The sequence below is a fragment of the Conexibacter woesei DSM 14684 genome (genome assembly GCF_000025265.1).
In the GTDB taxonomy this organism is placed as follows: Bacteria; Actinomycetota; Thermoleophilia; order Solirubrobacterales; family Solirubrobacteraceae; genus Conexibacter; species Conexibacter woesei.
The window spans coordinates 1781425-1799772 of sequence record NC_013739.1 but is presented as its reverse complement, the minus strand read 5'-3'; the positions used below and the strand labels follow the sequence as shown (position 1 = coordinate 1799772).

Genomic DNA, 18348 nt, shown 5'->3' with positions numbered 1-18348 from the left:
CGCGGTCGCCGAGCAGCTGCGGGCGGCCCTGCGAAGCGGCTCGCGGCCCTGCGGGGCGGCGTAGCATTGAGCTTCTTTCCTGCGGAGGAGGAGTCGTGTCGAGGATCCGTCGTGCGATGCTCGCGATCGGCGCTATCGCGGCCGGAGGCGCGGGCGTCGCCGGCATCGCCGCCGTCGCGCACGCAGAGCCGGTGCAGCAGTTCAGCTTCCAGCTGTCTGACACGACGGCTGACGGGCGCTTCACGGTGACGTTCACCTCGCGCGCGTTCGACACGACCGGTGGGCCGCCGCCGGAGCTGAGAGAGAACTGGCTCCGCATGCCCGGCGGGGCGAGACTGCGGAGAGAGTTCCTCAGACCGTCGTTCTGGTGCGACGGCGGTGCGCTGATCAACGCCGCCTCGTGGGCGGACCCGCAGCCGCGCCTCTACAACGTCCTGCGCAATCTCGACCCGGCCATCCGCGTGATGAGACGGACGGCGAGAACGCGGCAGGAGAGACGCTTCCTCGCGACGCTCCAGACGTGCAGACGCGCGCAGATAGGCGCCGGCACCGCATTGATCGACTCGCGCCCCGGCATCGAGGACGTCTTCCCCGCCGACCTCTTCATCTACTTCGGCAGACCGATCAGACGCGGCGACGTCGCCTCGCTCTCGATCGTCGGCATACCGCAGCAGGACTCGGCCGCCGTCAGACGCCGCGACATACTGATCAGAGGCCGTGCCGACGTGTCGCTGCGGATCGTCAACGATCCCAGCCCTGACGGCAGATACGGCTACAGAATGATCCTCCCGACCGGCCGCATCCAGGGGTTCAGAGTCTCCGTCGCGCAGGTCGAGGTGAAGGCGCCCGGGCTGATAATGCAGAAGGACGGCAGAGAGCTGTTCTGGTTCACGAGACCGACCTGCCCGGCCTCCGGCCTGATCTCGTTCGAGGCGTTCTACGGCTACGACCCGCCGACCGAGGACATCACTCGGCAGGCGTCGAACCCCTGTCCGAGATACGGACGCTAGCCGGCCAGGTCCGCTCGCCGAACAGGCGCACCAACGCCGGCAGCAGGATCAGCCGCACGACCGTCGCGTCGAGCAGCACCGCGACGGTCAGGCCGACCCCGAACTGGCGCGTGTTGGTGACCGGCGAGAGCGCGAAGGCGAGGAAGACGGCGGCCATCACGACCGCCGCGCCGGTGATGATCGTCGCCGTCTTCTCCAGCCCGTAGCGGATCGCCCCGTCGGTCGTGCCGGTGACCGCGCGGCCTTCCAGCAGGCGGCTGATGAGGAACACCTCGTAGTCGATCGAGAGGCCGAACACGATCGCGAAGATCCCGCTCAACGCAATCGCGTCGAGATAGCCGGGGCCGCCGAGCAGCGGCGCCTCGCCCTGGAAGCAGATCACCAGCACGCCGAGCGCCGCGCCGACCGTCACGAGGTTCAGCGCGACCGCCACGAACGCGAGCACGACCGAGCGGAACAACAGCAGCAGCGCGACGAACGTCAGCACGACGAGCGCGAGCACGAGGAACGGGAAGCGCGCGGTCGTCTCGCTGTCGAAGTCGTCGAGCAGAACGGCCGGGCCGCCGACGAGCGCGTGCGCGTCCAGCTCGGCGGCCGTCCCCTTCGCTTCGCGCGTCAACGCCGCCTGCAGCGCCGGGCTGCCGGCGTCGAACGGGCCGCCGCGCGGCACGACGATCACGCGCGCGGTCGAGCCGCCGCCGGCGGCGTCGGTCGCGAACGCGACGTTCGTCCGCGTCTGCGGCTCCGAGCCGTCGATCGCCGCGAGCACGAAGTAGCCCGAGCCGATCGTCGCGTCCGCGTCGGTGCCACTGTTGCGCAGCTGCGCCTGCCGGCGGTCGTTGCGCTCGCGCACGCGCACGACGCCGTCGAGCATCCGCTGCGTCCCGCCGCCGAGCCGGTTGGTACCGGCGACCGCCGCCTCCAGACCGGCCGCCAGCGCGCGGGCGCCGCCGCGGCCGTCGGGTCCGTCGAGCAGCGCCCGCAGCCCGGCGTCGAGCGCACCCGTGCCGCCCTCCAGCCGCCGCATCCCACGTGCGAGCGCGGCGGCGCCGGCGGCCGTCTGCGCGATCCCGTCGTCGAGCCGGCCGCTGCCTTGCTCCAGCGTTCTGAGCCCGCGCCGCAACCGTCTGACGCCTCTCGACAGCTCGCGCGCGGCGAGCGCGTCGGTGTTGAGCGCGGTCGTTGCCGAGGAGAGATTGAGCGAAAGGTCGCCGAGCCGGATCAGCGCATCGGCGACCTCCTCTCGCGCTCTGACGACGTGCGGGTCGGCGGCGGCCGCGGGCGAGATCGAGCCGAGCTCGCGCAGCGCCGACTGGATCGCCGTCTGCGCGTCGTCGAGCGGCTCGAACAGCTTCGTCGGCGCGTCGCGGTCGGCCTGCGCGAGCGAGTCGGCCAGCACGTCGAGGTTTCTTTGCAGCGTTCTGACGCTCGGCGCCGCTCTGCCGATCCCCTCGGTCAGCCGCTCCGCCCCTCTCCCCGTCCGCGCGACGCCGTCGGCGAGCCGCTGCGACTGCGGCGCCGCGCCGCGCACGCCGCCGGCAATCTCGCCCGCGCCGCCGGCCGCGCGGTCGAGCCCGTCCGCCAGCTGCCGCGCGCCGTCGGCGCCGGTCGCGAGCCCGTCGCGCAGCTCCGCGGTGCCGCCGGTCGCGCTGCGCAGGCCGCGCTCCAGCCGCACGATCGGCGAGCCGCTGTCGAGCGCCTCGCGGGTCGCGCGCCGCAGCAGCGCGGCGCGGTCGAGCAGGTCGGCCGGACCGAGCACCGCCGCGACGCCGTCGAGTCTGCTCGCACGCTGCTGGAAGCGCTTCAGCGCGCGCAGCCGCTGCGTCGTCGTGATCGGCCCCTGCGCCGCGAAGACGACCTCGAACGGCGCCGCCCAGCCGGCCCCGCGGTCGCGCTCGAACGCCTCGTAGCTCATGCGTGCGGGGTCGTCGGGCGGCAGGTTGGCGACATGCGGCGGGCCGGTGTTCAGCCCGATCGCCGGCAGCGACAGGACCAGCAGCGGCAGCAGCACGAAGAACGCGGCGGCTCCCGGTCTGCGCAGCGCGCGACCGGCGATCCGCACCCACGGACTGCCGCCGCGCTCGCCGCCGAACTGCCAGCGGTTGACGTTGCGGCCGAGCAGCACGAGCCCGGCCGGCATCGCCAGCAGCGCGACGAGCACCGCCAGCGCGGTCGCGACGAGCACGCCGACGGTCGCCGAGACGAGCAGGCTTCCAGGCGCGATCAGCAGCGCGCCGACCATCCCGACCGCGAGCGCCGTGCCGGCGAACAGGACGGTCCGCCCGGCGCGCACCGTCACCTCCTCGACCGCTTCGGCGACCGGCCTGCCCGCGGCCAGCTCCTCGCGGAAGCGCGAGACGACGAGCAGCGAGTAGTCGACGCCGAGCGCGAGCCCGATCATCGTCACCATGTTGAGCGCGAGCGCGTCGATCGCGACGCGCTCGCCGATCACGCCCATCAGCGCGACGCCGATGCGCGTCACCAGCAGCCCCGCGACGAGCGGCACGAGCGCCGCGATCGGGCTGCGGAAGATCAACAGCAGCATCACGAACAGGACCGGCAGCGCGATCAGCTCGCCGCGGTGCAGCGAGTCGAGTGAGCGCTCGTTGAGCGCCCGCATCAGCGGCGCCAGCCCCGTCAGCTCGGCTCTCAACGGCGGTCTCACCGCCTCGTCGAGCACGCGCTGGACGGCCGGCGTCGTCTCGTCGGAGATCTGCTGGAAGTCCTTGCGCACCTGCAGCGTCAGCAGCGCCTCGCCGCGCGGCTCGCGCAGCACGCGCGCGCCGCCCGGCGCCCACGGGCTGAGCACCTGCACGCCGTCGATGCGGGCGAGCCGCGCGACGATCCGCGGCCCCTCGCGCTCGAGCAGCGCGGCGCGGGCAGGCGGAGCCTTGAGCAGGACCGCCATCGCGATCGTCCCGCCGAATCTCTCCTGCGTCAGCTCGGCGGCGCGCGTCGAGGTCGTGCCGGGGATCTGGAGGTCGGTCTCGCGCAGCTGCTCGCGCGCGCTGGGAGCGAGCAGCAGCGCCGCGACGAGCGCGACCGCCCACACGAGCAGGAGCGGGATCGGCCCCGGTCGTCGGAGCGCGAGACGGGCGAGGAAGCGCATCGGGACCGCAGGCTCCGAGTCAGTGCGGGAGAGCGGTCGGGAGGCGGCGGCGCGGCGCGGTCGAGCCGCGCCCTACCCGCCGATCGGTGCTCGTGGGTTCGCGCCCCAGAACAGCTGCGTGCCCATCATGCCGATCAGGTGCACGTAGACGAGGTTGACGACCATCGACTTCGCCGTCGCGGTGCCGACTCCCACCGGTCCGCCGCTGGCGTTGTAGCCGTAGTAACAGCCGACGACGACGATGCCGGTCGCCATGAAGGCGCCTTTCAGCAGCGAGTACAGCAGGTCTGTCGGGTTCTGGAAGGCCCAGAAGATCAGCTCGTAGCCGCCTGCGGAGACCTCGTGGATCTGCACCACCACCGCGAGGTAGGAGGCAATGAACGCCGCGCCGACCCCTCCGATGTAGACGAACGGGAGCACCATCCACGAGGCGAGCAGGCGCGTACCGCAGAGGAACGTCATCGAGCTGATGCCCATCACCTCGAGCGCGTCGATCTCCTCGGTGATCCGCATCGAGCCGATCTCGGCCACGATGCCGGTGCCGACCTTCGCGGCCATCATGTAGCCGAAGGCGTACGGGACCAGCTCGCGCAGGTCGCACCAGGCGGTGAAGACGCCGGCGTAGTTCGGCGTCCCCGTACCGCGCGTGAAGTACGCGCCCTCGATGCCGCACTGCAGGCCGATGATGAAGACCAGGCCCCAGATGACGAGCGTCGAGGAGAGGATCAGCAGGCCGGCCTGGCGCAGCGCCTCCCCGAAGAAGCGGAAGACGCGGCCGCCGTAGACCTCGCCGAACATCCGCATCGTGAAGCGGACGATGTCGCCGAAGCTCTCGACCCAGCCGCGCGGAACCGCCGTCCAGTTCATGCGGGATCGCCGCCGTTCACTCTCCACCGGGCCATACGCGAAGCGAGTCTAGGTGAAGCAGAAACGGGCTGCGTCGGTTCAACGCCCCCGCTCCTAGGCGGAGATGTCGCGACGGCGCAGGACCGCGGCGCCCGCGATCAGGAAGACCGCCGCGTAGACCGTCAGCAGCAGCCCCGACGGGACCTGGCTGAGCGTGTTCGAAGAGTCGCCGGTCGTCAGCGACAGCGCGCTCGTGAGGCCGTTGAAGCCGAACTTCTCGACCGCCGTGTCGACGCCCGGGATCACCTGGATCAGCTGCTCGACGACGAAGATGTAGGCGAGCGAGCCGACGATCGCGCCGACCTGGTTGCGGATCAGCGCGCCGAGGCCGACGCCGAGCGCGGCGTAGATCGCGTTCGCGAGCGCCATGCCGACGATCGACTCGACCGCCTCGGAGCCGCTGAGGCCGGTCTCTATGTCGCGCACCGAGAAGATCCCGGCGATCAGCGCGAGCGCCAGCACGACCGTCACCAGGCCCAGCAGCAGGCCCGCGACGAAGTGGACGATCAGCTTCGCGACGAGCATCCGCACGCGATCCGGCGTGACGAGCAGCGACGGCGTGATCGTGCCGTGGCGGAACTCGCTGCCGAACGCGAGGATCCCGAGCACGAGCGCGAACAGCGGCGTCAGCGACGCGATGCTGAGCAGGTCGCTGCCGGGGTTCGGCTCGTCCGAGAAGCCGCCGGTGGCCGACGCGACGCCGACGATCAGCAGCACGAGCAGCAGCGCGCTGCCGACGAGCGCGGCGGTCGTGCGCGTCGTACGCAGCTTCAGCAGCTCGCTCGAGAGCGCGCGGCTCACGCCGGTCCCCCCTCGGTCCCGGTCAGCTCGAAGAAGACGTCCTCGAGCGACTGCGCGACCGGCGACAGCTCGGAGATCACGATCGCGTTCGCGGCGATCACGCGGCCGATCTGCTCACCGCTGCGGTCGCCGACGACGATCGCGGCGCCGCCGTCCTCGCGTACCGTCGCGCCGTCGGCCCGCAGCAGCTCGCCGAGCCGCGCGGCGTCGGGGCCCGCCACGCGCGTGCCGCCCGCGTGCTGCGCCATCAGCTGGTCCAGCGGCGCCTGCATGATCGAGCGGCCGCGATGGATCACGACGACGTCGTCGGCGGTCTGCGCGACCTCGGCGAGCACGTGCGAGGACACCAGGACCGCGCGCCCCTCCGCCGCGAGCGAGCGAAGGAAGTCACGCAGCCAGCGGATCCCCTGCGGGTCGAGGCCGTTCGCGGGCTCGTCGAGCACCAGCACGCGCGGATCGCCGAGCAGCGCCGCGGCGAGCCCGAGCCGCTGGCGCATGCCGAGCGAGTAGCCCTTCGTGCGGCGGCCGCCGTCCTGCTTGAGCTGGACCAGCTCCAGCAGCTCGTCGACGCGCGCGTCGCCGACGCCGGAGGCGCGCGCGAGCGTGCGCAGGTGATTGCGGCCGCTGCGGCCGGGGTGGAACATGCCGCCGTCGAGCACCGCGCCGACCGTCGCGGCCGGCTCGGGCAGCGACGTGAACGCTCTGCCCTCGATCGTCGCCGTGCCGTCGGTCGCGTTGATCAGGCCCAGCAGCGCGCGCAGCGTCGTCGTCTTGCCGGCGCCGTTGGGGCCGAGGAAGCCGACGATACGGCCGAAGTCGACCGAGAACGAGAGGTCGTCGACGGCGAGCTTGTCGCCGAAGCGCTTGCTGAGACCGACGACTTCGATCGCGTTCCCCATCCGGGGCCGGACCCTATCTCAGGCGTCGGCCGCCAACAGACGCGCCAACTCGGTGCGCGAGCGCACGTCGAGCTTGCGGTAGATCCGGCTGAGATGGCGCTCGATCGTCTTCGGCGACAGGAACAGCGCCGCCGCGACCTCCCGGTTCGTCATCCCGTGCGCGACCATCAGCGCGACCTTCAGCTCGTGCGGGCTGAGCTCGTCGCGGCCGCGCGGCGGGCCGTCGTCCGGGCGCGTGCCGCCGGCCGCCGCCAGCTCGTCGGCGGCGCGGCGCGCCCACGGCTCGGCGCCGAGCGCGCGGAAGCTCGCGAGCGCGCGTTCCAGCGGTGCGCGCGCATCCATCCGCCGCCGGCGGCGGCGCAGCCGCTCGCCCCACGCCAGCTCGGTGCGCGCACGCTCGAACGGCTGGCCGTCGCGCTCGTGCCACGCGAGCGCGGCGGCGGCGTGCGTGTCGATCTCGTCGGGACCGCCGAGCAGCATGCGGCCGCGCTCGACGATCGCGTGCGCCCACGCCCCGCCGGTCAGCTCGGCGTCGGCCGCGAGCCGCTCCAGCGCGGCGACCGCGTCCTCGGTGCGGCCGACTCGCACCAGCGCCTCGACGTGGTCGCCGGCGAACTGCACGACGTTCGGCTCCCGCCAGCCGAGCCGGCGGGCGCGCTCGTCCGCCTGCCCGAGCCAGTCGGCGGCCAGCTCGGGCCGGTCCGCCGCCAGCTCGACGCGGCCGAGCGCCGCGAGCGCGTAGGTCCCGAGGTTGAGCGCCTTCGCGCGCTCGGTCAGCTCCAGCCCCTCGCGCGCGTGCCGGCGCGCGCGCTCCGCTCTGCCGTGACCAGCCTCGACCAGCGCCAGCGTCGAGAGGCAGAAGCCGGAGATCGTCGCCTGGTCGATCTCGCGCGCGAGCCGCACCGCCTCCTCGGCGTCGGCCTCTGCCGCCGCCCACCGCCCGCGCCGCTCGTGCAGCATCGCCCGCACCGTCAGCGGGAACGGCAGCGCGCCGATCGCGCTCGCGTCGCGGTAGCGCGAGATCAGCAGCTCGACTACGCGCTCGCCGCACGCCGGGTCGCTCCACGTCGCCGCCTGCGCGAACAGCCCGACCGGCTCGCCGAGACCGGTCAGGTCGAGCGCGGCGAGCTGCGGCTCGATCGCGGTCAGCTCACCGGCGAGCGTCGCCGTCTCGCCCGCGACCATGCGCGAGACCATCGACATGATCCGCGTGATCAGCGCCGCCTGCCCGCCGGCGATCTCAGCCGACGCGCTCGCCCGCTCCAGCACCGAGAACATGCCGTTCTGATCGCCCGTCATCGTGTAGGAGATCGACGACTCCAGCAGCAGCACCGCGGCGCTGGCGTGGTCGCCGGCGGCGGCGGCGCGCTGTGCCTCGCCCTCGAGGATCCGCTGTGCCGCGAGCGGTTCGCCGCGGCGCATCGCGAGGTTGCCGCGCAGCCGCGCGACCGCCGGCCGCAGCTCCTCGCCGACCGACGGCGCCGCCGTCTCCAGCAGCGTCAGCGCGGTCGCGACGTGGCCGGCGACGGCGTGCTCCTGCGCGGCGTCGAGCGCGCGCCGGCCCTGCGCCGCAGGGTCGGTCGACAGCTCCGCCGCGCGCGCGAACGCGCGCGCCGCCTCGGCGTGGCCCTGGCGTGCGCGGGCGTCGCGCGCGGCGGCCTCCAGCGCCGCCGCGACCTCCTCGTCGGCGCCGGAGGCGGCGTGCGCGAGGTGCCACGCGCGCACGCGCGGGTCGGTCGCAACCGCGCCGAGCGCGGCATGCGCGGAGCGGCGCTCGCTGCTCGGCGCCGCGTGGTAGACGGCGGCGCGCAGCAGCGGATGGCGAAAGACGACGTCGCCGTCGCGCTCGGTCACGATCCGCGCCTGCTCGGCCGGCGCGAGTACGTCCTCGGGCAGCTCGAGGCGGCGCAGCGCGGCGGTCAGCAGATCGACGCGCCCGCGGTGCAGCGCCGCCGCGACGAGCAGCGCCGTCCGCGTCGGCGGCGGCAGCTCCGCGACCTGCCGCGCGTACGCGCGCTCGACGGCGGCGCTCGCCGGCAGCGGGTCGGTCAGCGGCGCGTCCCCGCACAGCTGCGCCGGCGTCAGCGCGCTCGGCAGCTCGATCAGCGCGAGCGGGTTGCCGGCGGTCGCGTTCACGAGCGCCTCGGCGACCGAGCGCGGCAGCTGCGACGCGTCGCGGTGCAGCAGCGCCAGCGCGCTGGTCGTGTCGAGGCCGGTCAGGGACAGCTCGTCGAGCCCGGTCAGGTCGAGCGCGGGCGCGGCGCCGTCGCGCGCGGCCAGCAGCATCCCGACGCCGCCCGCGAACAGCCGGCGGGCGGCGAACAGGATCGCGTCGCGCGAGGCGTCATCGAGCCAGTGGACGTCGTCGACGACGGCGAGCAGCGGCTGGCGCTCCGCCGCGCGCGCGAGCAGGCCGAGCAGGCCCGCCGGGACCGCGAGGCGGTCGTGCGGCGTCGGCGGCTCGAGCGCGAAGGCGCTCTCGATCGCCGCCCGCTGCGCCTGCGGCAGCGCGCCGCGCAGCGGCAGCAGCGGCGCGGCCAGCTCCAGCAGGCCGGCGTACGGGATCTCGGTGTCGGACTCGTGCCCGCGCGCACGCAGGATGCGCATCCCGTGCGCGCCGTCGGCGAGCGCGCGCTCGATCAGCGTGCTCTTGCCGACGCCAGCCTCGCCGCGCACCAGCAGCGCGAAGGCCGCGCCGTCGCGCAGGCTGTGGATGCGCTCGTCGAGCTGAGCGACCTCCTCCGTGCGACCTTCCAGCATCGGGAGCGAGTCTGTCACCCGCCCATCTTGCCCTCACAGAGCGGAAGGTGCGGAGAAACCGGTGCGAACGTCTCGCCCGCGCCGGCCGATCGTCGCAGCGTTCGCGCGCCGCGGGCGCACGCCGCGAGCGCAGGAGCGCGAAGCGGCGCTACGCGGCGACCCCGCGGTCCTCCAGCCACGCCGCAACGTAGGCGGGCGGGTCGCCTCGCCACTCGGCGCGGGCTGCGAGTCGCAGGATCGTCTCCGCGTCGGCGTCGAGCTCGTCGCGGCGGCGCGCGAGGTACTGGATCACCGCGACCGTCATCGCGACGCCGGGGTCGTCGAGCTCGGCGTCGACGCGCTCGACGACGTCCGCGAGCCGTTCCTCCAACCCGTCGAGCACTCCGGCGACCGGCTCGTCCGCATCCTCGAACTGCTCCTGCACCGCGGCGATCGCCGGGTCCTGGTTGTCGGGATCGGCGACGTCGACCGCGCGGTTGGCGACCTCGGCGAGCGTGACCGGCTGCGGTTCGGTCGGCATGGCGGGCCTCTACCCGCGCGCGTGCGTGACGAACCCGGCGGTGTCGTCCTGGCTTGCTGTCGTTCTGCGACACCAAAGCAGGACGACCGGCATGCCACGTGCGAAGATAGGTGGATGAGCGACATCCAGCGCCGATCCTCCTCGCGCCTCACACGCAGTCAGAGACAGCAGCGCGCCTACAGGCTGGTGATGGCCTCCGGCGCCTTCGGTCTGATCGCCGTCGTCGGCCTGATCCTCTCGATCGCCGGCGTCCTCGGCAGCGGCCTCTGGATCATCACCGCGATCATCGCGATCGTCTGCTTCGTGATGTTCCGCCGCACCGTCAGCGGCGGCTGACGCACCAGCGCTCCCGCTGCCTCCACCGCCCTGCCGCCAACCCGAGCTTTGCGGCGTTTGTCGCAAAGTTGGGCAGGGTAGGGGGTTACGCGCGGAGCGCAGTCCAGCCGGCTTTGTGAGCGCTCCGCCTTGCAAGCCGAGGAGGACCGAATGGCACGCATTCACCCTCTGCATTGGGTTTCAGAGCAGGCGAAGACCGGACTCCGGGAGCTGCCCTCGAACGTTGCGTGGCTCGCGTCGCGCGTCTCCCAACCCGACAAGCTGCGGGACGTCAAGGAGTCGGTGATCGACGCCGCGCCGTTCGTCGGCCGCGACACGGTCGACGCCCGGATGGCGAACGCGCGCGAAGCGTCCGAGCGCGCCCAGGCGTCTGAGCAGGACGCGCTCGCGCTCGCCCACGACGCGCAGGAGCGATCCGACACCGCGCGCAGAGTCAGCGAGGACGGCCAGGCCAGGGTCGGCCAGGCCGAGCAGGACGGCGACCGCCTGGTCGCACAGCGCGAGACCGACGCGAGACGCGAGGCCGAGCAGCTCGTCGCGAACGCTCGCGCGCAGGCGCGTGCCGAAGCCGACGAGCACGTGCAGGAGGTGCGCGAGCAGGCCCAGGCCGAGGCACGCGAGGCGCAGGAGGACGCCGAACAGGCGCAGGCGCGGGCCGAGGAGCGGCTGGAACAGGCCGCCGCCGAGCTGGCCGAGGCTCGTCGGCTCGCCGACGAGGCCAAGCAGGCTGCGCAGGAGGCGGCGGAGGACGCGCGCCGGCAGGCGCAGGAGCTCGAGGCGGAGGCCGACGAGCAGGTCGGCGCGGCAGAGGACATCCGGCAGCGCTCGCGCGCGACGGCCAAGCACGCCGTCCGCGAGCTGCACCACGGGATCAACGGCGGTGACCTGACGTCGCAGAGCAAGGACGAGCTGCTCGACCTGGCCGCCACGATCGACATTCCCGGGCGCTCGCGGATGACGAAGTCCGAGCTCGTGTCGGTGATCGGCAAGGCCGCGAGAGGAGCGAGATGACGATTCTCAGCCCGAAGGGCAAGGTCGAGCAGCTGCTCGGCTCCGTCGACCATCAGCAGATCCTCAAGGCGATGGCGAGATCGGCGGTCGAGTCCGCGATCGCGGGCGTGCAGCCGGTCGTCGAGGGGAAGGGCGGCGGTCGCGCCGGGCAGGCGCTCGACGACGCGGCCGGTCGCGGGCAGCGACTTGCCGGGCCGTTGAAGAAGGCGAGCAGGCCGGGCCTCGCCGTCGCCGGCGCGATCGCCGGCGTGACGGCGGTGAGCGCCGCCGTGTCGTCCGCGCGGAAGCGAGGCGGTTCGTGAGCTCGAACGGGCACGGACGGCGCGCTGTCGGCGGCGCCGGCGGCGTCAGCGCCGCCGCGCCCCAGCTCTCCGGCGGGATGGTGATCGCGGCGGACGTCGAGGCGCGCGTGCTCGGGCTGCGGCTGCTGACGCTGAGCGCCGACGTCGCCGTGACGCCGTCGCGGCTCGCCGCGGTCGGCGGCCGCCGACCGCGGGTGCGCCCCCGGCCCGCCGCGGGCAGCGCGCGGGGCGGCGGGCTCGCCCTCGCGGCGCGGGCGATCGAGTCCGGCGCCGACGACCTGCGGATCGCGCGCGATCAGATGCCCTGAGCCGGCCGGCCCGGCTGACCGGACGGGACCGGTCCGGTACGCAGTGCGCACGTCGCATGCACCTCCGCGGCGCCGCCGTCGTCGTCGCTGGCAGCGACGACGAACCCGAGGCGGCGCAGCAGCGCCTGCGCGGCGGCGTTGCCGGCGGTCGTCGTCGCACGGACGCAGCGCAGGTCGTCGTGCTCTCGCGCACGTTCGAGCGCGAACGCGACCGCGCGCGTGCCGACGCCGGCGCCGCGGACGGCGCGGACCAGCCAGATGCCGGTCTCGGCCTCGCCCGGCGCCGTGCGGCGCAGCCGCACCGCTCCGAGCACCCGCTCGCCGGACCGCACGGCCCACGAGACCTCGAACGGCGGATCGTCGAGGCTGCCCTGACGCTCGCGGTGATAGGCGCGCAGCCACGCGATCCGCTCCGGCGTCCAGCCGTCCCCGTCGGTCAGCGGCGGGGTGACATCGTCCGGCGCGGCATCGGCGACCGCCGCGGCGACGAGCGCGTCGAGGGAGCCGTCGCCGACGCGCGCGAACGTCACGTCCTCGCCGCGCGGCCCCACCGTTAGGCCGCGTTCTCGCGCGCCTGTTCCTGCGCGGCGTCACCGCCGCTGAAGTACGAGACGACGAGCGCGACCATCCCGGTCAACGCCAGCGTCATCGCCGCCAGGCCCCAGCCGCCGGCGACGTCGGAGAACCAGTGGACGCGCAGGTAGATGCGCGTCAGCCCGACCGCGACGGCGATCGCGACCCCTATCGCCAGCACGGCCGCGCGCGCGCCGAGGCCTGGGAAGGCGCGGCGCAGCGCGATCGCGATCGCGACCCAGAAGACGGCGTAGGCGGCGTGCCCGGACGGGTACGAGGAGCCGGCCGCGTCGACCAGCTGGTCGAGCGGACGCGGGCGGTCGGTCGCAGCCTTCGTGATGTGCACGCCGGCGTACGTGATGACGAGGCCGGCGAGCAGCGCGACGCCCTCCAGCCACTCGCGCCGCGACAGCAGCACGAGCGAGACGACCACGAGCGCGCCGCCGGCGACCGGCAGCGCACCGAGATGCGTCACCACCTTCGCGACGTCGGTCAGCCAGGCGGTCTGCAGCTCGCCCGACCAGCGCACGCCGCGCCGATCGCCGGGGGTCAGCTCGGTGATCGGGTCGAGCACGATCAGGTAGCCGAAGAAGACGAAGCTGCCGACCGCCGCGATCGACAGCAGCGACGTCAGCTCCAGGCCGAGCTGGCCGGGCGTGAGGCGGTTCCAGAGGAAGCGCGCGGGGCCGACCAGGCGCTGGCCGAGCGCGCGCAGGAAGCGCACGAGCGGGCCGATCACGGCCTTGCTCTGCTGTTCGTCGAGGAACGCCTCGAAGCGGGCGCGGTTCTCCTCCACGCGCAGCCAGCGGACGGCGACGACGACCGCGACGATCACCGTGATGACGGCGCCGAGCGCGAACGTCCCCTGTCTGGCGATCTTCAGGACTCTGTCGAGCGATCTCCAGAAGAGGTAGCCGAGCAGGCAGAAGAACGACGTCATGATCCCCGCCGCGAGCACGTCGTAGGGCAGGAAGCGCCGCACGCGCATGCCTGAGGAGCCGGCGACGAACGGCGAGACGGCGCGCACGAGGCCGACGAAGCGGCCGAGGAAGACGGCCTTGCCGCCGTGGCGGTCGTAGAAAGCCTCGACCTGCTCGACTCTTCTCTCGTCGATCTTGAAGCGCGGCCCGTGCTTGATCAGGAACTGACGGCCGAGCCGGCGGCCTATGAAGAAGCTCGTGAGGTCGCCCGCGACCGCCGTCGTCCAGGCGATCGCTATCAGCAGGACGATGTCGATCTCGCCCTGGCCGGCGACGACGCCGCCGACGATGATCGCCGTCTCGCCTGGCACCAGCAGGCCGATCCCGGCGCCGCTCTCGAGGAAGCAGAGCGCGCCGACGAGCAGGTAGGTCCATTGGCCGAGCGCCTCGCCGAGGTCGGTCAGGACCTCCTCCAGGTCGGGCATCTCGACGAGGCCGGTGCCGTAGACGGCGGCGCCGATCGCGACGATCGTCAGCCCGATCAGCAGCGGCGGCTCGAGTCTGCGCCGTCTCCACCACGCGAACGCGAGCAGCAGCGCCGCGCCGGCGAACCAGATCGGCTTCACGTGGCGTTCCGGTCCCCGCGCATGCGCGACATCCTGACGGACCGGGTGGCGGAGCGGGGTGCGGCCAGCCTCACTCCGGGCGGCCGTGGAGCGCGAGCGCCTGGTTCTTCCAGCGCGGGTCGTCGGTGACCTCGCGCCCGAGCCAATCGGGCGAGACGAACGCGTCGGCGGCGGCGTCGTCGGGGAACTCGCACTCGGCGACGACGAGGCCGGCGAGCGCGTCCTCGTAGACGTCGACCTCGAGCGTCAGCGCGTCGGCGCCGACCGGCACGAGGTAGCGGCGCTTGACGATCCGCCGTCCCTCGGTCAGCGGCCACAGCGCGTCGAAGCGCTCCGGCTCGATCTCCAGCTCCTGCTCGACGCGGCGCCGGCCGCTGCCCGCCTTGATCGTCAGGAACGTGCGCTCGCCGCGCCGCCGCACGCGCACCTCGACATCCTCGTCGAGCGCGACGTAGCCCTGCGCGATCGGCTCGGAGGGATGCTCCGCGAGGTCCTGCGGCGGGGCGTCGAGGACGAACTTGCGCTCGATCTCGGTGCTCACGCCGGCTGCTCCTCGCCGGCGTCCGCGACGGCCGCCTCGACCCACCGCCGCCAGCGCCGCTCGAACGCCTTCGGCGACTCGGCGTACAGCCGCGTGCCGAGCCGCCGCGCGTCCGCCTGCAGCCGCGCGCGGCGCTCGTCGACGAGCCCCAGCAGCGCGGTCAGGTCGGCGGCGGCGCCGGGCGGCAGCGCGACGCCCGCGACGAGGCGGTCGCGCAGGACGGCGAGGTCGTGATCGTCGCCGAGCAGCTCGGAGAGGACGTGCGCCTCCTCGCCGTAGGCGCTGATGACGTCCGGCCAGACCGGCTTCAGCAGCCGGTGGTGGTACCAGAGGTCCTTCACGCGCTTGCGCCACTGGTGCAGCGCCTCGACGGTCGGCAGCTCGGCCGCGCGCCGGCCGTCTCGGCGCCCGCGCGCGTACGCACGCGTGACGGAGGCGACGACCGTCTCCCAGTCGCTGTCGGCGAGCGGCCACTCCTCGACGCGCGCGAGCGCGTCGCGCAGCTCGAGCGCGACGGCGGTCGCGGTCGCCTCGGCGTCGCCGGTCGCGGCCGCCGGCTGCGCCCGCCGTGCCGCCGCCTCCGCGGCGAGCGCGTCGCGCAGCGCGGCGAAGTCGGACGCCGGCAGCTGCCCGGCGGCGTCCCGGGCGAGCGCCTCGACGGTCGCGACGAGCACGTCCGCGTCACGCGTGGCCGACAGCTGCCGCGCGGCGTCGCGCAGCGCGTCGTTCTCGCGCCGGTACGTCTCCTCGCCGAGCGCCGGACGCACGAGCCGCAGCAGCGCGCGCAGCTTCTTCAGGTGCTTGCGCGCCTCGTGGATCGCCGTCGCCGGGTCGTCGCCCCCGCCGCCGTCGAGCTGGTCGATCGCGCCCTGCAACTGCTCGCGCGCGCACGCCCGCACAGACGTCGGCAGCTCGTCGGCGATGCTCAACCGGTACGCCATCGCGAGGTGAGCCTAACCCGGATCGCGCCGCCAGCAACCTGTTCGTGCGCCGGCTATCTCTCGGCCTCCGGCAGCCCCTGGATCGCCCTCCGCGGCGTCGGGTAGCGTCCGGGTGTGGCTTCGCACCGGCCCAGTGACACCACTAACCCGCGCGGCGGAAGATTCGACGCCGACGGCGACGCCACGCGCCGCACCCACCTCGCGAACGAGCGCACCTACCTCGCCTGGTGGCGGACCGGCCTCGCGTGCATGGCCGGCAGTCTCGGCGTCGGCCGCGTGGTGCCGGCGCTGACGAGCGGCAGCGAGGCGCTCGCGGCGGTCGCCGGCGTGATCTTCGGCCTGCTCGGGATCGCCTGCTTCGTCTACGGCGTGGTCCGCTACCGCCAGGTCGACGACGCGGTCCGCCGCGGCGAGTACCTCGGCCCGGACGACCGCTTCGTCACGCTCCTCGCGGTCGTCGGCATCGCGCTCGCAGCCCTGATCGTCGTGATCGTGATCGTCGACGCCTGACCGCACGTCGCGCGGCCGAAGCGCGGGCGCAGCCGCTCAGAAGACGACGGTTCTGTTCTCGTGCACGAGCACGCGATCGGCGAGGTGGCGACTGACCGCCCGCGCGAGCACGATCCGCTCGATGTCGCGGCCGATCCGGACCAGCTCCTCGAGACTGTCGCGATGGCTCACGCGGGCGACGTCCTGCTCGATGATCGGGCCGGCGTCGAGCTCCTCGGTGACGTAGTGCGCGGTCGCGCCGATGATCTTCACGCCGCGCTCGCTCGCCCGCCGGTAGGGGTCGGCGCCCGCGAACGCGGGCAGGAACGAGTGGTGGATGTTGATCATCGGCGTGTCGAGCGCGGCGAGGAAGTCGCCCGACAGGATCTGCATGTAGCGCGCGAGCACGACGAGGTCGAAACCGCGCAGATGTCGCAGTATCTCAGCCTCAGCTTGAGGCTTAGACTCCTTCGCGACGGGTACGTGGAGAAAGGGAACGCCGAAGCTTTCGACGTCGCGCTCGGCGTCACGGTGGTTGGAAACGACGAGGCCGACGTCGGCGTCGAGATCCCCGCTGCGCCAGCGCCACAGCAGGTCGAGCAGGCAGTGCTCCTCGCGCGAGACGAGCAGCGCGACGCGCTTGCGGCGGTTCGCGTACGACAGGCGCCAGTCCATCCCGAACGGCTCGCCGACCGTCGCGCCGAACGCCTGCTCCAGCTCACCGCGCCCGAGGTCGAGCCCGTCGAGCTGGAACTCCATCCGCATGAAGAAGACACCGCCCTCGGGGTCGGTCGTGTGCTGATCGGCATCGAGGATGTTCGCCCCGTGCTCGAACAGGAAGCGCGAGACGGCGGCGACGATCCCGGGCTGGTCGGAGCACGAGATCAGCAGCCGCGCGATGTTGAGTCGCCCGGCGTTCGTGGCGTTCTGGTCGCTGCGATCCACCGGCGCGCGCCCCGTCGCGCTTGCTAGCGCTCGTCCTCGACGGCCTTCGCGTACCACTCGCCGTCGCGGCGGCCGAGCGTCAGCCGCGTCGTGGTCTCGGCGGTGGCGATGCGGTAGATCGCGAGGTCCGAGTCGGTGCCCGGCTCGTCGACGATCTGGGTCAGCTCGAGCGCTGCCGGCTCGACGCCCGGACGGTGCTCGGCGAACGCGGCGCGGGCGGCGGCGTCGAGCGTCTTGCGCTCCCAGCCGTGGTCCTCCGCGGTCGCGTGCGCGAGCTGGCGGTCGACGGCGGTGAGGCTGGCGGTGAAGGACTCGGCACCGGCGCGGTTGCGCCGCGTCGCCGCCACTGCGCCGATCAGCGCGAGCAGCAGGAGGATGCCGAGGATCACGAGAACGACGATCAAGAGAGTGTCCACGCCCGGGATCCTAGAGGGGCGTGGCGCGGGGCGGCGTGACCGCGGCGCGGGGTGTGGGCGCGCCGCGGCGATCCGCGGGTGCTGCGGGCGTCCTAGAGCAGGACGTTGCGGGCGGCGAGATGCGAGCCGACCTTGCGCTTGACGCGCTGCAGGGCGTTGTCGACCGTCTTGGTGTCGCAGCCGAGCTTCTCGCCGACGGACTCGTAGGAGTAGCCGTCGAGGTAGAGCGAGAGCACGCGCGACTCGAGGTCGGAGAGGACCGTCGAGAGGCACGCGACGAGCGCGCGCAGCTCCTCGGAGCTGATCACCTGGTTGACCGGGTCGTGGACGGTCGGGCCGGGGATGACCTCGTCGAGCGTCGGGTCGCCGTCGCCCGCGGCGGACGCCGGCGAGGCGGAGAACGAGACGTACTGGTTGAGCGGCGTGTGCTTGTTGCGCGTCGCGGTCTTGACCGCGGTGATGATCTGGCGCGTGATGCACAGCTCCGCGAAGTTGCGGAAGCTCGACTCGCGATCCGTGCGGTAGTCGCGGATCGCCTTGTAGAGCCCGACCAGGCCTTCCTGGATCAGATCGTCGGCGTCGCCGCCGGCGAGGAAGTACGACGAGGCCTTCAGGCGCACGAAGCCGTAGTAGCGGCGGACCAACCTGTCGTACGCATCGGGGTTCCCCTGCTTCGCAAGCGCGATGAGGAACCCGTCGTCAAGCTGGACTTGACCCTGAGGGTTATAGGAGATTCGAGCCACGAGCACACCCTTCTCGATGCCCGCATGCTCACGCGGACATCGCTTCGTAGCGCATTACCTCCCCAGGCGCCGCACAGTATCCAGCGGGTGACGATGAGCCTCAAGCTCAACTCCACCCTTATCTGCGCGGCAGCTTGACACAGTTATGGAACGCCTGTCAAGCAGGCTGTGCAGGATCGGTTGCAGCACGGA

General features: G+C 73.2%; 19 protein-coding genes. 6 read left to right on the top strand and 13 right to left on the bottom strand.

What is annotated here, in order from left to right:
- Positions 1 to 95: 95 nt before the first annotated feature.
- Complete coding sequence (locus CWOE_RS08540; protein ID WP_148260950.1) at positions 96 to 1010, top strand: hypothetical protein; 915 nt, start codon at positions 96 to 98, stop codon at positions 1008 to 1010.
- Here the strand turns inward: CWOE_RS08540 and CWOE_RS08535 are convergent.
- The 6 genes from CWOE_RS08535 to CWOE_RS08510 form a co-directional block, all read right to left on the bottom strand.
- Positions 967 to 4119 carry an MMPL family transporter gene (locus CWOE_RS08535; protein WP_012933188.1) on the bottom strand — a complete coding sequence of 1051 codons (3153 nt, stop codon included), beginning with the start codon at positions 4117 to 4119 and terminating at the stop codon, positions 967 to 969. The two genes, CWOE_RS08540 and CWOE_RS08535, sit on opposite strands and share 44 nt — an antisense overlap.
- 72 nt (positions 4120 to 4191) lie before the next feature.
- The gene (locus tag CWOE_RS08530) at positions 4192 to 4986 is read right to left on the bottom strand and encodes an ABC transporter permease (RefSeq protein WP_012933187.1); all 795 of its coding nucleotides are present in this window, start codon (positions 4984 to 4986) and stop codon (positions 4192 to 4194) included.
- A 93-nt stretch (positions 4987 to 5079) separates the two neighbouring features.
- Positions 5080 to 5826 (bottom strand): ABC transporter permease, encoded by a 747-nt coding sequence (locus CWOE_RS08525; RefSeq protein WP_012933186.1) that lies wholly within the window; start codon positions 5824 to 5826, stop codon positions 5080 to 5082.
- Positions 5823 to 6725: an ABC transporter ATP-binding protein gene (locus tag CWOE_RS08520; protein WP_012933185.1), complete on the bottom strand. Its 903-nt coding sequence runs from the start codon at positions 6723 to 6725 to the stop codon at positions 5823 to 5825. The genes CWOE_RS08525 and CWOE_RS08520 overlap by 4 nt, the downstream gene beginning before the upstream one ends.
- A gap of 18 nt (positions 6726 to 6743) precedes the next feature.
- On the bottom strand, positions 6744 to 9503 hold the full coding sequence (locus CWOE_RS08515; protein ID WP_148260949.1) for a helix-turn-helix transcriptional regulator: 2760 nt from the start codon (positions 9501 to 9503) through the stop codon (positions 6744 to 6746).
- Between the two features lie 130 nt (positions 9504 to 9633).
- Positions 9634 to 10005: a hypothetical protein gene (locus tag CWOE_RS08510; protein WP_012933183.1), complete on the bottom strand. Its 372-nt coding sequence runs from the start codon at positions 10003 to 10005 to the stop codon at positions 9634 to 9636.
- 114 nt (positions 10006 to 10119) lie between these two features.
- On the opposite strand from CWOE_RS08510, the gene CWOE_RS08505 reads away from it, so the two are divergent.
- The 4 genes from CWOE_RS08505 (at position 10120) to CWOE_RS08490 (ending at position 11962) form a co-directional block, all read left to right on the top strand.
- Positions 10120 to 10341 carry a hypothetical protein gene (locus CWOE_RS08505; protein WP_012933182.1) on the top strand — a complete coding sequence of 74 codons (222 nt, stop codon included), beginning with the start codon at positions 10120 to 10122 and terminating at the stop codon, positions 10339 to 10341.
- A gap of 150 nt (positions 10342 to 10491) precedes the next feature.
- The gene (locus tag CWOE_RS08500) at positions 10492 to 11352 is read left to right on the top strand and encodes a Rho termination factor N-terminal domain-containing protein (protein ID WP_012933181.1); all 861 of its coding nucleotides are present in this window, start codon (positions 10492 to 10494) and stop codon (positions 11350 to 11352) included.
- A complete protein-coding gene (locus CWOE_RS08495) occupies positions 11349 to 11654 on the top strand; it encodes a hypothetical protein (protein ID WP_012933180.1) in 306 nt (101 codons plus the stop codon). The genes CWOE_RS08500 and CWOE_RS08495 overlap by 4 nt, the downstream gene beginning before the upstream one ends.
- On the top strand, positions 11651 to 11962 hold the full coding sequence (locus CWOE_RS08490; RefSeq protein ID WP_012933179.1) for a hypothetical protein: 312 nt from the start codon (positions 11651 to 11653) through the stop codon (positions 11960 to 11962). The genes CWOE_RS08495 and CWOE_RS08490 overlap by 4 nt, the downstream gene beginning before the upstream one ends.
- On the opposite strand, the gene CWOE_RS08485 is transcribed toward CWOE_RS08490, so the two are convergent.
- The 4 genes from CWOE_RS08485 to CWOE_RS08470 all read right to left on the bottom strand — a co-directional run bounded on the left by CWOE_RS08485 (position 11950) and on the right by CWOE_RS08470 (position 15563).
- Complete coding sequence (locus CWOE_RS08485; protein WP_012933178.1) at positions 11950 to 12513, bottom strand: GNAT family N-acetyltransferase; 564 nt, start codon at positions 12511 to 12513, stop codon at positions 11950 to 11952. The genes CWOE_RS08490 and CWOE_RS08485 overlap by 13 nt on opposite strands.
- Before the next feature lie 2 nt (positions 12514 to 12515).
- Positions 12516 to 14081, bottom strand: a complete 1566-nt coding sequence (locus tag CWOE_RS08480) for a bifunctional DedA family/phosphatase PAP2 family protein (protein WP_012933177.1) — start codon at positions 14079 to 14081, stop codon at positions 12516 to 12518.
- A 70-nt stretch (positions 14082 to 14151) separates the two neighbouring features.
- Entirely contained in the window at positions 14152 to 14622 is a 471-nt protein-coding gene (locus CWOE_RS08475; RefSeq protein WP_012933176.1) for a CYTH domain-containing protein, read from the bottom strand.
- Positions 14619 to 15563, bottom strand: a complete 945-nt coding sequence (locus CWOE_RS08470) for a CHAD domain-containing protein (protein WP_012933175.1) — start codon at positions 15561 to 15563, stop codon at positions 14619 to 14621. The genes CWOE_RS08475 and CWOE_RS08470 overlap by 4 nt, the downstream gene beginning before the upstream one ends.
- A gap of 114 nt (positions 15564 to 15677) precedes the next feature.
- Between CWOE_RS08470 and CWOE_RS08465 the strand changes: the two genes are divergently transcribed.
- Positions 15678 to 16073 (top strand): YidH family protein, encoded by a 396-nt coding sequence (locus CWOE_RS08465; RefSeq protein WP_012933174.1) that lies wholly within the window; start codon positions 15678 to 15680, stop codon positions 16071 to 16073.
- 36 nt (positions 16074 to 16109) lie between these two features.
- Here the strand turns inward: CWOE_RS08465 and purU are convergent, their stop codons facing one another.
- The 3 genes from purU to sigH all read right to left on the bottom strand — a co-directional run bounded on the left by purU (position 16110) and on the right by sigH (position 18156).
- Positions 16110 to 16997, bottom strand: a complete 888-nt coding sequence (purU, locus tag CWOE_RS08460; protein WP_012933173.1) for a formyltetrahydrofolate deformylase — start codon at positions 16995 to 16997, stop codon at positions 16110 to 16112.
- A 23-nt stretch (positions 16998 to 17020) separates the two neighbouring features.
- On the bottom strand, positions 17021 to 17413 hold the full coding sequence (locus CWOE_RS08455) for a hypothetical protein (RefSeq protein WP_012933172.1): 393 nt from the start codon (positions 17411 to 17413) through the stop codon (positions 17021 to 17023).
- Between the two features lie 92 nt (positions 17414 to 17505).
- Entirely contained in the window at positions 17506 to 18156 is a 651-nt protein-coding gene (gene sigH / locus CWOE_RS08450) for an RNA polymerase sporulation sigma factor SigH (protein WP_012933171.1), read from the bottom strand.
- Positions 18157 to 18348 lie beyond the last annotated feature (192 nt).

Bases quoted from the DNA above. Each gene is read 5' to 3' on its own strand.
- CWOE_RS08520 (WP_012933185.1), bottom strand. From the start codon at position 6,725: ATGGGGAACGCGATCGAAGTCGTCGGTCTCAGCAAGCGCTTCGGCGAC.
- CWOE_RS08505 (WP_012933182.1), top strand. From the start codon at position 10,120: ATGAGCGACATCCAGCGCCGATCCTCCTCGCGCCTCACACGCAGTCAG.
- CWOE_RS08530 (WP_012933187.1), bottom strand. From the start codon at position 4,986: ATGAACTGGACGGCGGTTCCGCGCGGCTGGGTCGAGAGCTTCGGCGAC.
- CWOE_RS08535 (WP_012933188.1), bottom strand. From the start codon at position 4,119: ATGCGCTTCCTCGCCCGTCTCGCGCTCCGACGACCGGGGCCGATCCCG.
- CWOE_RS08470 (WP_012933175.1), bottom strand. From the start codon at position 15,563: ATGGCGTACCGGTTGAGCATCGCCGACGAGCTGCCGACGTCTGTGCGG.
- CWOE_RS08495 (WP_012933180.1), top strand. From the start codon at position 11,349: ATGACGATTCTCAGCCCGAAGGGCAAGGTCGAGCAGCTGCTCGGCTCC.
- CWOE_RS08510 (WP_012933183.1), bottom strand. From the start codon at position 10,005: ATGCCGACCGAACCGCAGCCGGTCACGCTCGCCGAGGTCGCCAACCGC.
- CWOE_RS08500 (WP_012933181.1), top strand. From the start codon at position 10,492: ATGGCACGCATTCACCCTCTGCATTGGGTTTCAGAGCAGGCGAAGACC.